This window comes from Bacteroides fluxus YIT 12057, assembly GCF_000195635.1.
GTDB classification, from domain to species: Bacteria; Bacteroidota; Bacteroidia; order Bacteroidales; family Bacteroidaceae; genus Bacteroides; species Bacteroides fluxus.
The window spans coordinates 35,086-48,586 of the sequence record NZ_GL882636.1; the positions used below are offsets into that span (position 1 = coordinate 35,086).

Consider the following 13,501-nt stretch of genomic DNA (forward strand, 5'->3'; position numbering starts at 1 on the left):
TTATTTTTTAATCAATACTTCATCTACCATACCATATTCTTTGGCTTCCTGGGCAGTCATCCAATAATCACGGTCAGAGTCGGCCCACACTTTGTCAAAGTCCGTATGAGAATGGTTGGCGATAATCGTATAAAGTTCCTTCTTCAACTTCTGGATTTCGCGTGCTGTAATCTCGATATCCGAAGCCTGCCCCTGCGCACCGCCCATCGGCTGATGAATCATGACGCGGGAATGAGTCAAAGCAGAACGCTTGCCTTCGGCTCCTGCCACCAGCAGCACGGCAGCCATACTGGCAGCCATACCGGTACAGATGGTAGCCACGTCGCTGCTGATGAACTGCATCGTGTCGTAAATGCCCAATCCGGCATATACCGAACCACCGGGCGAGTTAATGTAGATAGAGATATCCTTGCCCGGATCAACGGAATCCAGATACAACAGCTGCGCCTGCAACGTATTGGCTGTATAATCATCAATCTGTGTACCAAGGAAAATGATGCGGTCCATCATCAGACGGGAGAACACATCCAGCTGTGTAACATTAAGCTGGCGTTCTTCCAAGATATAAGGATTTAAATACCCGGCTTGTGACTTGATCACATCGTCCAGCACCAAGCCGTTCATGCCTAAATGCTTGGTAGCGTATTTTCTGAAATCATCCATTCTTATTTCTGTTTTAGTTTTATATTATGAATGCAAAGAAACAAAAAAGAACACAGAGACACAAAAAAACACAGAGTTATAGTTTGTCAAACTCTGTGTTTCTTTATAAAATCAACTATTTTCCAATAAAATCTTATTCAAACATTTTGTTGAACTCTTCCAATGAAACGTTTTTATTTTCCAATGTCACTTGAGGCTTCAACGCGGCAGCCAACTTAGTCTCGACCGCACGGTTTACCAAACCTTCGACAGATTCTTTCTTCTTCAACATCTCTTTAGCATAGTTTTCCAGGATGTCGTCGGGAATGCTCATCATGCCATACTGTGCAAACTGCGCACGTGTAGCTTCCTTAGCCATATTCGTGACATCTTCCTGTTCAACTTTGATGTCGTTAGCTTTCACCAGCTGTTCCTTGATCAGATGCCAAGTCAGTTCTTCGATGCTCTTGTCATAGTTGTCATCTACAAACTTTTCATCCTTGTCCGGGTTGTTCAAGCGCATGATGCGTTTCAGCAGTGCATCCGGGAATTCCAGCTTGCCCACTTTTTCCATCATAACCTTGCGCGTATCAATCAAGAACTTATAATCACTGTCAACAACAAACTGAGCGGCAATATTCTCTTTTATCTTAGCGCGGAATTCTTCCTCACTCTTCACTGCACCTTCACCGAACACTTGGTCGAAGATTTCCTGGTTCAGCTCACCGGCAACGAAGCGGGTAACCTCTTCCACCTGGAAACTGAAGTTTGATTTCATCTGTTCGGCCGCTTCCTTTTCGATCTTCAACAATGAAGCCAGTTCCGCAGCGTTACCGTCCCAAGCCGTACTGGGGTTGAATACGAGTACGTCATTAACCTTCGCGCCGTTGAAAACAGCTTTCTGCTCATCGTTTTTCATGTACGACGGCATCATTACGGCACCCTCTACCTGGATACCGCCTTCTTTGGTATTACCTTCTTCATCCAACTCGGCAAGCAGACCTTTCAACATGTCATTGTCTTCGTAAACATCTACCTTATCATACTTACCTGTACGTTGCGTATAAGCCTTGACCTGGTTTTCAACCATATCGTCGGTCACCTCGATCGTATAATAAGCCACCTTATCATCGGCAGAAACCTCTGCCTTGAATTCAGGAGCCAAAGCGATATCAAACAGGAATTCAAATTCTTCCATGGTATCGAAATCAATTTCCGGCTGCTTGTCTTCGTTAGGCAACGGCTCACCAAGCATATTGATCTTATTATCCTGGATGTAATTATATACGGATTCTGAAAGCAGTTTGTTAACTTCTTCAGCTACTACGGATTTACCATACATTTTCTTAACGAGGCTCATAGGAACCATTCCCTTGCGGAAACCGGGAATCTGTGCCTTCTGGCGGAAACTCTTTAAAGATTTATCTACCTTTTCCTGATAGTCTGCTTTCTCAAGCTTTACAGTAAGCAATGCACTTACTTTGTCAATGTTTTGTAATGAAACGTTCATTCTGACAATTATTTATTTGATTTATACTTTATTCCACTTCTCAAATGAGCGTGCAAAATTAGCGTTATTCTTTCAAATATCAAAAAACATTGCCGAATTATTTCAAGCATACACCTAAAGGCAGGCCAAGAAACTGCATCATCATAAAGACCCTGCGAGGGGAATTGGTTTTCGAGTGAAAGAAATCTGTTCAAAGCCTTTGAATATCCGTTCGCAAGCCGCGAATACATGTTCGCAAGCTTTGAATATCCGTTCGCGCACTGCGAACAGAGTTTTCACTTAACTCCTCCAACTTTTAGTCTTAGCTTCAAAAGTCTTTTCAGTAGCTTTCCGGAATGTTCGCAAGAAGTACTTGCCTGCAGGGGCATACGGTATTTCCATTATTCCCTTGCCTTAGGTTCTCCGAGAAAATGAAGCTAAATCAAAACAGGTTCTAAAATATTTAAGGAAAAATATTGTTTATCCGAATATTATATGTTTCTTTGTCGCGGAATGATGGCGCATTAGTTTCTCGATTTCCATTACATGGTTTTTACTTCCGTTTTAAGAACGTTTTTGTAAACTCTCTGTCGTTGTGATCCTTGTTATTATTCAGCCATGATTTCCAAGAGAGTTTTATTCATTTATTTATTTTACATTTTTCATTATGAACATTTATGTTGGAAACCTTAACTACCGTGTTAAGGAAGAAGACCTGCAGAAGGTCATGGAAGATTATGGTACTGTAACTTCTATCAAATTCATTAACGACCGCGAAACGAAGCGTTTTAGAGGCATTGCATTCGTTGAAATGGAAGACGCCGCTGCTGCAGCCAAAGCTATCGCTGAACTGGATGGAGCCGAATTCTTCGGACGCCAAATGGTAGTTAAAGAAGCAAGACCTCCCAAGTTCTAATCATATATTGATTTAAGGAGATATAAAAAAAAGACCGCTTGAGGCGGTCTTTTTTATATCCATACACGGGAGGAAAGCAGGACCTATCAACCGGCCGGCTTTCCGCTTCATACCATAAAATCCTTTCTGCGGAGCACAAAACTATTGCTCAAATACTTCTCGCGCACGATCTTGTTTTCCGCCAATTCTTCCGGAGTGCCCTGGAATAAAATTTTTCCTTCGAACAGCAGATATGCCCGGTCCGTAATGCTCAATGTTTCCTGTACGTTATGGTCGGTTATCAGAATGCCGATATTACGGTCTTTCAGTTTCCACACAATCTGCTGGATATCCTCCACAGCAATGGGATCCACACCGGCAAACGGCTCATCAAGCATAATGAATTTAGGGTCGATGGCAAGACAGCGCGCAATCTCCGTACGGCGCCGTTCGCCACCGGACAACTGATTTCCTTTATTCTTTCTTACCTTTTGCAAGCGAAACTCCGCAATCAGACTTTCCAATTTGTCCTTTTGATATTCCAACGGCTTGTCCGTCATCTCCAGTACCGAGGCTATATTATCTTCCACACTCATCTGGCGGAACACAGACGCTTCCTGTGCCAAATAGCCGATACCAGTCTGCGCACGTTTATATACCGGATACTTCGTTATATCCAAATCATCCAAGAAGATACGCCCCTCGTTCGGAGTGATCAGCCCCACGGTCATGTAGAACGAAGTCGTCTTACCGGCACCGTTCGGCCCCAACAACCCCACAATCTCACCCTGCTTCACGTTGATGGAGACATGGCTTACCACGGTACGTTTCCCGTACTTTTTCACCAGATCTTCCGTGCGGAGTACCATTTTGCTTTCTTCCATACTTGCTTTATTTTGCCGCAAATGTAGCAAAAATAAGCTGAAATGAGTACATTTGCAGTCAAATACTTACGAGTTATGATAAAAGCACTTAAAACAGTGGGAAGATATATAATGCTGATGGGGCGTGTGTTTGCCCGCCCCGAGCGCATGCGTATGTTCTTCCGCCAATACATCAATGAAATGGAACAGCTTGGCGTGAACTCCATCGGTATCGTACTCCTGATATCATTTTTCATCGGAGCCGTCATTACCATACAAATCAAGCTGAACATCGAAAGTCCCTTTATGCCCCGTTGGACAGTGGGATACGTCACCCGTGAAATCATGCTTCTGGAGTTCTCCTCTTCCATCATGTGCCTGATATTGGCCGGAAAAGTAGGCTCCAATATCGCCTCCGAATTAGGCACCATGCGGGTAACCCAGCAGATAGACGCCCTTGAAATCATGGGAGTCAACTCCGCCAACTATTTGATATTGCCCAAGATATCAGCCATGGTGACCACCATTCCGCTGATGGTAACGTTCAGTATATTCGCCGGCATCATCGGTGCTTTCTGCACTTGCTGGTTCGGCGGCATCATGTCGGCAGTCGATCTGGAATACGGTTTACAATACATGTTTGTGGAATGGTTCATCTGGTGCGGCATCATCAAATCACTGTTTTTTGCTTTTATCATAGCCAGCGTTTCGGCCTTTTTCGGCTACACGGTAGAAGGCGGTTCCATAGAAGTGGGCAAGGCATCCACAGACTCCGTTGTGTGCAGCAGCGTGCTCATCCTGTTTTCCGACCTGATACTGACACAATTGCTGATGGGATGAAAACAGCAAATCATAATCACCACCATGCGCTGAGATTCATATTGGAAATGTTTTGAGCGTGGCTAAATCACAAGAATCAAAATGATTGAACTAAAAGGACTTTGTAAGTCATTTGAAGAGAAAGAAGTACTGAAAGATATCAACGCCACTTTTGAAAACGGGAAGACAAACCTCATTATCGGCCAAAGTGGTTCGGGAAAAACCGTACTCATGAAATGTATTGTCGGGCTGCTGGTACCGGAGAAAGGAGAGCTGCTGTATGACAACCGTAATTTCCTTGCCATGGGCAAAAAGGAAAAGAAAGCATTGCGCCGTGAGATGGGGATGATTTTCCAGAGCGCCGCACTCTTTGACTCCATGACCGTATTTGACAATGTCATGTTTCCCTTGAATATGTTCAGCAACGACACTCTACGGGACCGTACCCGTCGTGCCATGTTCTGCCTGGAACGTGTCAACCTGGTTGAAGCCAAGGACAAGTTCCCGGGGGAGATCAGCGGAGGCATGCAGAAACGCGTCGCCATAGCCCGCGCCATAGCCTTGAACCCCCAATACTTGTTCTGCGATGAGCCTAATTCCGGCCTGGATCCCAAGACCTCGCTCGTTATTGACGAACTGATACAGGATATTACCCGCGAATACAACATGACTACACTCATCAACACCCACGACATGAATTCAGTGATGGGCATCGGTGAAAAAATCATCTACATCTACCAAGGGCACAAGGAATGGGAAGGCAGCAAAGACGATATCTTCACCTCCACCAATGAACGTCTGAACAATTTTATCTTTGCATCCGAGCTTTTCCGTAAGGTAAAAGAAGTGGAGATACAGAATATAGAGGGATAAGAAATCCTGCCATTATTATAATCGAGAAAAGGTGTCCGGAACAGTATTCCGGACACCTCATCCTCATAAAACCAGTTAATAGAATTGACTTATATCATCACGATATATTTTGATTGTCCCCACAACTTCACATAAAAGTGTAAAGTACAATTTCAATTACGGGACAAAGTTACACAAAAGCGTTCAATAAAAAAATCACGGAAAACCATGACAAATGTCATTTTTATGAATTATTCAACAATAACCCAACCTTGAGAAATAGCCTTCAACACCATATCTATCGCATTTTTTGCTCCGAACTTCGAAATCAACCTTCTACGAAAAGTTTCTACAGTATTTTCTGATATTTTTAATAAATCAGCTATTTCATGGGTATTCATCCCTTTGGCTACAGCCTGCAGGACATCCCGTTCACGCCGTGTCGGAACGTCTCTCGGCTGCAATTCAGATGAAGAGCGGCGCAACTTCTGGTAAATGGAAGTAAAACGAGGACAAGCATACGGCTCTCCCCGCAGTACGGCATGTATGGCATTCACCAGTTCGGAGGCAGTCGAGCTTTTCAGAATTACAGCATTTACACCACTCTGCGCCAACCGGTTTATAATCCATACTTCCTCATGCATCGTATTGACAATAATCCGCGCATGCTCATTCACCTCCCTGATCCGGGCGATCAGATCGAAACCGGAGATGTCCGGCATCCTTACATCCAATATATACAAATCATAATCACGCTTGGCAATCAGCCCGGCAGCTTCCACACCGGAAGTAACGGCATCGACCACTGCCACCTCCGGCATCTTGCTTACCAGCCTGCAAATGCCTTCCAATATCAAGCTGTGGTCATCTACCACCAACATTTCTGCTTTTCCCCCTTTTTCCATAGCTATTATACTAAAACGGTTACTTTCACTTGAACTCCATTCCCTATTCCACTATCAAGTTCCACCTTGGCACCAACGGCATCCGCACGTTGCAGCAAGGTACGCAATCCGACACCATTTGTCTTTTTATTCGGTTCAAACCCTCTGCCGTCGTCCGCAATCAGGACCGAAAGCAATCCGTCCTTCCACTCAAGTCTCACCCGGATACAGGACGCTGCCGAATATTTCAAGGCATTACTGACTGCTTCCTGCACAATACGATAAAATTCAAATCCTACCTTCTGGGGAATCTTATGCCAATCCACCCCTTCCGTTGAAGAATATTCCGCCTTCATCCCCTCCGGCAAGGTCAGATGCAATACATAATCGGACAGCATCTCATCAATGGTAGCATATTGGAAAGCCGGAGGCATCAGTTCATGCGACATATTTCTCAGCCGCTGCCGGATCGTTTCAAGCTGCTTCAACTGTCCATCCATCCTTCCGTCCTTCACCTCGGGCAATGAACATACATTCATCTCAAGAGCCAGCAGACTATTGCATACGTCATCATGCAGCTCCGTCGCCATGCGCTGCCGTTCACTCTCCAGGCCATCTATATACTTACGCGTCAGACGTTGTTCCGTATCTTTCTGCAATACCAGGAATTGCTGTTCTTTCTCGCTTGCTATTTTAGCCAGTCTCGCTATACGGACTTGCTGCCGCAGACGTATATACAGCATGAAAAGCATTACAATAACAAGCAAAGCAAGCACAGAACCGAATATGATACGCCGCTTCAACAACTCTGCTTCCCGCTCCAATTCATTCTTTCTTAAACGGATGATCTCCAGTTCCTTCTCTTTCGTATGATATTTCACTGAATAGTCGGACAACTGCTCCGTATATTCAAAATGAAATGACGAATCACGCAAGGCGTAGGCTTTGTACAGACAATCGTATGCCGCAGCATCCTTACGCAATGCCCGGTAACATTCTGCAAGACGCATATAATGTTCATAGTCCATCGGGTCGCGATACCCGTTCTCTAACATATTTATCATCCGGAGATAATAATCCGTGGCTTCGGCATACCGCCCACCCATCTGCAACAAAGGAGCTTTTGATTTATAATAACGATAATGTTCCACATCCGTCTTCAGCTCATGAGCCAACTTATCGAGTTTGCCCAAATAATCCATTGCGGCTTTCTGTTGCCCATTCTGCCGATACGCATTTATCAGATAACTATATACCTCGCAGAGACGCCTCCTGTTATTCACTTCCTCCAGAATAGGGATTGCCTTTTGCAGAACAGCTATCCCTTCTTCCCTCCTGCCGGAAATATTACACATGATGGCTCCAAGATTGACGTAACAAACACCAATCATCTGATGATTACCCAGTTTCAATGCATACTCCACAGCTTTTTCCGAAAAAGGGATTGCATCCTTCGGACGTTTCCAGTCACAATAAGCAGTAGCGATGTTGCCATAGATATACGCAGCCGTCCTGAAATTATTCTGGGCTTCACAAAGATGAAGAGCATTCTCGAAACTACTGATACACTTTTCCAAATTCTTTTGCCGACGATAAATGGTCCCCAGTTGATTCAGATTTTCTATCAGCATAGCGGTATCTTTATCAGCAGCCGAACGCTCTTTTGCTTGGAGTGTATATACTAACGCCGAATCCATTTTTCCCTCAAATAAATAAGAACTTGCATAATTAGTAAGCATTGTCCTATATCTATCCGCCAAAAGAGGAGTCTTTTCCGCCAACTGCATCCCTTTGTTAAAGTAATATCGAGCTGAGTCATAGCGGGCACATACATTATAATAATATCCTATATCGCTACAAAGGATTAGTGCATCACCTATTCTCCGAGCATTCTCAGCCAACACAAGAGTCTTGTACTTTAAACTAAATCCTTTTGAAAAATCTCCTTTCATGAAATAAGCTTCACTGCTCCAATTATAACTTTCCAGAAAACAGTCCAAGGATTTATCACGAATAGCTAATTGACGAATAGAATCGGCATAAATCAAAAGTAAATCAGCTCCACTCCCCATTTCATAAAGATACTTGCATACTTCACAATAAGCATCTAAATCTTTCACTTTAGCAGCTTTATGACGCAATTCCGACAATTCATTATTTTCTTGGGCTAACACAATTCCCTGAATGAAAAGTAATACTACAGATATATAAATTGTTTTTTTCAATCCCATATACACATTCATTAAGTATGCGAACAAAAATAAGCAAATTTTTCCCAACGCTCCATATATTAATAAAATATTAATAATTTTATCATATCTCGCTCCAAAACAAAAAGGATGTTCCCTTTCAGGACATCCTTTTCATAAAGTAACATGCAATATATGCTTTACCTACAGTCTTGTTATTTCTTAATTATTTTCGCAAATGGATTTAATCCATCTTTATTAAGCCGAATTTTTCGTTGGGTTATTGCGATAGAATCATTGCTTTGTTTTTGCAAAGTTCGCCGCTTATAATAAGAAGAAGGATTATCTATAGCACTATTCACCTTCTTTCCTGTCCCTGATTTTTTAGTATCCTTTACTTCACTGGCATAAGTCATAGCACATGCACAAAAACAAAATACATTTTTTCATAATACTCTATTCTAAATAAGTAATTCTATATTATCTTACTTCTGCCGTATATATATATTTATCGGCGTTCCGGTCAAATTCCACTTTTCGCGCATCTTATTTTCAAGGAAACGACGATATGGTTCCTTTACATATTGCGGAAGATTGGCGAAATAAACAAACGAAGGAACTTGTGTATTGGGCAACTGTGTAATGTATTTTATCTTGATATATTTACCTTTGATCGCAGGAGGCGGATAGGCTTCGATCAACGGAAGCATTTCTTCATTCAAGCGAGCGGTGGGAATGCGGGTCATACGGTTTTCATATACGCTGCGCGCTTCTTCCAACACCTTCAAGATGCGTTGCTTTGTCAATGCCGAAGCGAAGATAATGGGAAAATCCACAAACGGAGCGAAACGGTTACGGATGGCATCCTCAAAAGTCTTCATCACTTTGACCGTCTTATCCTGCACCAGATCCCACTTATTGACGACCACGACCAGTCCTTTGGAATTTTTCTGAATCAAAGAGAATATATTCAAATCCTGGCTTTCAATACCTCTGGTGGCATCCAACATCAAGATACACACATCCGAATTCTCAATGGAACGGATAGAACGGATGACAGAATAATATTCCAAATCCTCGCTCACTTTGTTCTTCTTTCGGATACCCGCCGTATCTACCAGATAAAAGTCAAAGCCGAACTTATTATAGCGGGTATAGATAGAATCCCGTGTAGTTCCCGCTATCTCCGTCACAATATTGCGGTCTTCCCCGATAAAAGCGTTCACAATAGAAGATTTACCTGCGTTCGGACGTCCCACGACCGCAAAGCGGGGAATGTCTTCATCCAGGATCTCTTCCGATTCCTTCTTGAAGCTGCCCACGATCAGATCCATCATATCCCCCGTGCCACTACCGGTCACGGCCGAAATGCAATAAGGGTCTCCCAATCCGAGTTTATAAAACTCCGGAGCATTGTACTGCAGCTCGTTATTGTCGGTCTTGTTGGCAATCAGCAACACCGGCTTCTTGGCACGACGCAATATGGCAGCTACCTGCAAATCAAGGTCAGTCACTCCATTCATCACATCGACAACAAACAGAATCACATCAGCTTCATCAACGGCCATCAAAACTTGTTTCCGTATCTCCTCCTCGAAAATGTCGTCGGAATTCACTACCCAACCACCGGTATCCACTACCGAAAACTCACGCCCCAGCCATTCAGTCTTTCCGTACTGCCGGTCACGCGTGGTCCCTGCCTCTTCATTCACAATCGCCTGACGTGATTTAGTCAGACGGTTAAACAGCGTAGACTTTCCCACATTGGGGCGTCCTACGATTGCAACTAAATTTCCCATAGTTCACACTCTTTGTTTTTGCGACTATCCCAGTCGTATGAATAACTCTTAATCCAGCTGATAACCAAAATTACGCAACTCCTTGTCCGAGCTGCGCCAATCCTTATCAACTTTCACGAATGTCTCCAGAAAAATCGTTTTTCCGAAGAACTTCTCCAAATCACGGCGCGCCTCGGTGGCCACTTTTTTCAAAGCCTTTCCCTGCTTGCCGATGATGATACCCTTTTGCGAATCACGCTCTACATAAATTACGGCGCTGACATGTATTTTCTTCGCCTCTTCCTTAAACTGTTCCACCGAGACCTCTACCGAATAAGGAATCTCCTTGTCATAGTACAATAGAATCTTTTCGCGAATGATTTCCGTAACGAAGAAACGCGCCGGCTTGTCAGTCCACTGGTCCTTGTCAAAATAAGGGGGAGAGTCCGGCAAAAGTTCTTTTACCCGTTTCATCACATAGTCCACGTTGAACTTGGTTGCCGCTGAAATAGGGATAATTTCCGCTTTCGGCAACAATTCCTTCCATGCTTCCACCAGCTCCACCAGCTTTTCCTGATTGCTCAGGTCTATTTTGTTGACAAGCAACAATACCGGCACCTCCATGCGGGCCACTTTTTCCACAAAATCATTATGCTTGTCGGGAGTCTCAACCACATCGGTCACATACAGCAAGACGTCCGCATCCGCCAATGCCGAAGTAGAAAAATTCAGCATGGACTCCTGCAACTTGTAGTTTGGTTTCAGCACGCCCGGAGTATCCGAGAATACAATTTGCATATCGTCCGTATTATAGATTCCCATAATCCGATGGCGTGTAGTCTGAGCCTTGAAGGTAGCAATGGAAATACGCTCGCCTACCAGGGCATTCATCAATGTGGACTTGCCTACATTGGGATTCCCTACAATATTTACAAAACCTGCTTTGTGCATAACTTTACATATTTGGATTGAGACAAAAAAACGCATCGAATCGAAATAGGATGCGTTTCTTTATATTTATGTATTCAGCTGAATTTAATCCGCGATTCAATATCCGCCATTAAATTGTCAGTGCTTTTTTCCGTCGTACCCCCACTTCACGTAAACAGCTCCCCAGGTAAATCCGGCGCCGAATGCCGTAAAGATAAGATTATCGCCTTTCTTCAGTTTCTCCTCAAAATCCCAGATACAAAGCGGAAGCGTGCCGGCACTTGTGTTGCCATAACGTTCGATGTTGATCAGCACTTTTTCATGAGGAACTTCCAAGCGATGTGCCACGGCATCAATGATGCGGAGATTTGCCTGATGCGGAACCACCCAGTCAATCGTCTCCTTGGTCAAACCATTCTTCTCTGCAATCGCGGCGCTGACATCCGACATGTTGGACACGGCATATTTGAATACCGTACGTCCCTCCTGATAGAGATAGTGCATGTGGTTGTCCACCGTGAAATAAGAAGGAGGACAAACCGACCCTCCGGCTTTCAGATGGAGGAAAGGCAGCCCCTTGCCATCCGTTCTCAAGATTGCATCCATAACCCCTACCTCTTCCGTAGTAGGCTCCATCATAAAGGCCGCGGCTCCGTCACCGAAAATCGGGCAAGTGGCACGGTCGCTATAATTCACAATCGACGACATCTTGTCCGCACCTACTATAATCACCTTCTTGTATCTTCCCGAACGGATAAAGTTCGCGGCAGTTTCCATCAAAAAGAGAAAACCACAACAAGCGGCGGATAAGTCGTATGCAAAAGCATGCTTCAAACCAAGCTTGTCGCACAGGATAGACGCGATAGAGGGAAATTGATAATCCGGAGTGGAAGTAGATACAATCACCAAATCAATATCATCGGGATTGGCCCCCGTACGCTGCATCAACTGTTTAGCCGCTTTGCGCGCCATATACGAGGTACCCAAGCCTTCCTCATTCAGGATGTGTCTTTCCTTTACTCCGATACGGGTCATAATCCATTCGTCATTGGTATCCACCATTTTCGAGATTTCGTCGTTTGTCAAGACGTAATCAGGTACATATCCACCGACTCCTGTAATTACTGCATTTATTTTTTCCATTAAAATCTTATTTTCGTATAGAAATACTTAAACAACGGTAGTCTAAAAAGGTTTGTTCATTCCATTCACAAATCTTTTTAGACGCCCGATATTCAAGTATAAGTTTTAGTCAAACCGCCTGCTATTAAACGGCAGCTTCTTTTTCGATTGCAAGCTTACCTCTGTAGTAGCCACATGCTCCACATACAGTATGATATACATGCCATTCACCGCAGTTCGGGCAAATAGCCAATGTAGGAGCTACTGCCTTGTCATGAGTTCTTCTCTTAGCTTGTCTCGTACTTGACTGTCTTCTCTTAGGATGTGCCATTTTCTTTAATGTTTAATTGTTATCTAATATTTTCTTTAATTCGTCCCAACGCGGATCCACCGGCGTTTCTGTTTCTTCATTCATCAATCCAACCTCTTCAGGGGCAAAAGAATCTTCTGCCATTTCATCGTCAGGAGTCGTACGCAAATGTTTGCTCAGCTTACTGCTCATAGCCTTATTACACTTACCGGGAGCATGTACATGCTTCATGGGGATAGCCAATGCAATAAACTCATACATGAACCATGCAACGTTGATCTCTCCTTCCTCTTCAGGAATAACGATCAGATTGTCACCTTCTTCGGCATATTCATGACCGAACTTGACCAGCAGCTTGTCAGTTGAACTGACCGGCTGTTCCATATCATCCAAACAGCGGTCACAAGGTACCCATACCATCCCGTCCGTCTGGAAATTCAATTCGAAAGCACGAGATGTTTTCTTTACAACTAATCCCACATTGACTTTGCCCTTCTGAACTTCCGGAGCATCAATGTCAGCAAAGAAAAGGTTATCAAGAACAAACTCATATTTGCATGAGTCTGCCTGCATACCTTTCAAATCTATCTTGTATTTATCAAACTTTCCCAAAGCTTCTTTTATTTATTCGGGCGACAAAGATACGAATAATTATCCTCATTATGTAGTATTTAGGGTAAAATATTCACTTTTTTATATTGATTTCTCATTCCAGGCGCGGTAAGGGA

At 43.7% G+C, this 13,501-nt stretch carries 14 protein-coding genes; 3 read left to right on the plus strand and 11 right to left on the minus strand.

Features of this window, described 5'->3' with window-relative positions; all coding sequences use genetic code 11:
• Together clpP and tig are read right to left on the minus strand one after the other, a co-directional pair.
• A complete protein-coding gene (gene clpP / locus HMPREF9446_RS09615; protein ID WP_009125425.1) occupies positions 1-663 on the minus strand; it encodes an ATP-dependent Clp endopeptidase proteolytic subunit ClpP in 663 nt (220 codons plus the stop codon).
• Between the two features lie 133 nt (positions 664-796).
• The gene (gene tig, locus HMPREF9446_RS09620; RefSeq protein ID WP_009125426.1) at positions 797-2,152 is read right to left on the minus strand and encodes a trigger factor; all 1,356 of its coding nucleotides are present in this window, start codon (positions 2,150-2,152) and stop codon (positions 797-799) included.
• Between the two features lie 646 nt (positions 2,153-2,798).
• Between tig and HMPREF9446_RS09625 the strand changes: the two genes are divergently transcribed.
• Positions 2,799-3,047, plus strand: coding sequence for an RNA recognition motif domain-containing protein (locus tag HMPREF9446_RS09625; protein WP_009125427.1), 249 nt, complete (start codon positions 2,799-2,801; stop codon positions 3,045-3,047).
• Positions 3,048-3,154: 107 nt separating this feature from the next.
• Here the strand turns inward: HMPREF9446_RS09625 and lptB are convergent, their stop codons facing one another.
• Positions 3,155-3,910, minus strand: coding sequence for an LPS export ABC transporter ATP-binding protein (lptB, locus tag HMPREF9446_RS09630; protein ID WP_009125428.1), 756 nt, complete (start codon positions 3,908-3,910; stop codon positions 3,155-3,157).
• A gap of 75 nt (positions 3,911-3,985) precedes the next feature.
• On the opposite strand from lptB, the gene HMPREF9446_RS09635 reads away from it, so the two are divergent.
• Positions 3,986-4,729, plus strand: a complete 744-nt coding sequence (locus HMPREF9446_RS09635) for an MlaE family ABC transporter permease (protein WP_039968982.1) — start codon at positions 3,986-3,988, stop codon at positions 4,727-4,729.
• An 81-nt stretch (positions 4,730-4,810) separates the two neighbouring features.
• The gene (locus HMPREF9446_RS09640; protein WP_009125430.1) at positions 4,811-5,581 is read left to right on the plus strand and encodes an ABC transporter ATP-binding protein; all 771 of its coding nucleotides are present in this window, start codon (positions 4,811-4,813) and stop codon (positions 5,579-5,581) included.
• Positions 5,582-5,811: 230 nt separating this feature from the next.
• On the opposite strand, the gene HMPREF9446_RS09645 is transcribed toward HMPREF9446_RS09640, so the two are convergent.
• The 8 genes from HMPREF9446_RS09645 to HMPREF9446_RS09675 form a co-directional block, all read right to left on the minus strand.
• Positions 5,812-6,465: a response regulator gene (locus HMPREF9446_RS09645; protein WP_009125431.1), complete on the minus strand. Its 654-nt coding sequence runs from the start codon at positions 6,463-6,465 to the stop codon at positions 5,812-5,814.
• A 5-nt stretch (positions 6,466-6,470) separates the two neighbouring features.
• The gene (locus tag HMPREF9446_RS09650; RefSeq protein WP_245532267.1) at positions 6,471-8,564 is read right to left on the minus strand and encodes a tetratricopeptide repeat-containing sensor histidine kinase; all 2,094 of its coding nucleotides are present in this window, start codon (positions 8,562-8,564) and stop codon (positions 6,471-6,473) included.
• 284 nt (positions 8,565-8,848) lie between these two features.
• Positions 8,849-9,049: a hypothetical protein gene (locus HMPREF9446_RS09655; RefSeq protein ID WP_009125433.1), complete on the minus strand. Its 201-nt coding sequence runs from the start codon at positions 9,047-9,049 to the stop codon at positions 8,849-8,851.
• Between the two features lie 69 nt (positions 9,050-9,118).
• Positions 9,119-10,432 carry a ribosome biogenesis GTPase Der gene (gene der, locus HMPREF9446_RS09660; protein ID WP_009125434.1) on the minus strand — a complete coding sequence of 438 codons (1,314 nt, stop codon included), beginning with the start codon at positions 10,430-10,432 and terminating at the stop codon, positions 9,119-9,121.
• Between the two features lie 48 nt (positions 10,433-10,480).
• Entirely contained in the window at positions 10,481-11,362 is an 882-nt protein-coding gene (era, locus tag HMPREF9446_RS09665) for a GTPase Era (RefSeq protein ID WP_039968984.1), read from the minus strand.
• A 117-nt stretch (positions 11,363-11,479) separates the two neighbouring features.
• Positions 11,480-12,484, minus strand: a complete 1,005-nt coding sequence (locus HMPREF9446_RS09670; RefSeq protein WP_009125436.1) for a beta-ketoacyl-ACP synthase III — start codon at positions 12,482-12,484, stop codon at positions 11,480-11,482.
• A gap of 124 nt (positions 12,485-12,608) precedes the next feature.
• Entirely contained in the window at positions 12,609-12,794 is a 186-nt protein-coding gene (gene rpmF, locus HMPREF9446_RS18310; protein ID WP_004296852.1) for a 50S ribosomal protein L32, read from the minus strand.
• A 12-nt stretch (positions 12,795-12,806) separates the two neighbouring features.
• Positions 12,807-13,385: a YceD family protein gene (locus HMPREF9446_RS09675; RefSeq protein ID WP_009125438.1), complete on the minus strand. Its 579-nt coding sequence runs from the start codon at positions 13,383-13,385 to the stop codon at positions 12,807-12,809.
• Between the last annotated feature and the right edge of the window lie 116 nt (positions 13,386-13,501).

Excerpts from the sequence above, each read along its gene's own strand:
- HMPREF9446_RS09640 (WP_009125430.1), top strand. The coding sequence starts at position 4,811 with ATGATTGAACTAAAAGGACTTTGTAAGTCATTTGAAGAGAAAGAAGTA.
- HMPREF9446_RS09625 (WP_009125427.1), top strand. The coding sequence starts at position 2,799 with ATGAACATTTATGTTGGAAACCTTAACTACCGTGTTAAGGAAGAAGAC.
- clpP (WP_009125425.1), bottom strand. The coding sequence starts at position 663 with ATGGATGATTTCAGAAAATACGCTACCAAGCATTTAGGCATGAACGGC.
- HMPREF9446_RS09635 (WP_039968982.1), top strand. The coding sequence starts at position 3,986 with ATGATAAAAGCACTTAAAACAGTGGGAAGATATATAATGCTGATGGGG.
- der (WP_009125434.1), bottom strand. The coding sequence starts at position 10,432 with ATGGGAAATTTAGTTGCAATCGTAGGACGCCCCAATGTGGGAAAGTCT.
- era (WP_039968984.1), bottom strand. The coding sequence starts at position 11,362 with ATGCACAAAGCAGGTTTTGTAAATATTGTAGGGAATCCCAATGTAGGC.
- HMPREF9446_RS09645 (WP_009125431.1), bottom strand. The coding sequence starts at position 6,465 with ATGGAAAAAGGGGGAAAAGCAGAAATGTTGGTGGTAGATGACCACAGC.
- HMPREF9446_RS09670 (WP_009125436.1), bottom strand. The coding sequence starts at position 12,484 with ATGGAAAAAATAAATGCAGTAATTACAGGAGTCGGTGGATATGTACCT.
- rpmF (WP_004296852.1), bottom strand. The coding sequence starts at position 12,794 with ATGGCACATCCTAAGAGAAGACAGTCAAGTACGAGACAAGCTAAGAGA.
- tig (WP_009125426.1), bottom strand. The coding sequence starts at position 2,152 with ATGAACGTTTCATTACAAAACATTGACAAAGTAAGTGCATTGCTTACT.
- lptB (WP_009125428.1), bottom strand. The coding sequence starts at position 3,910 with ATGGAAGAAAGCAAAATGGTACTCCGCACGGAAGATCTGGTGAAAAAG.
- HMPREF9446_RS09655 (WP_009125433.1), bottom strand. The coding sequence starts at position 9,049 with ATGACTTATGCCAGTGAAGTAAAGGATACTAAAAAATCAGGGACAGGA.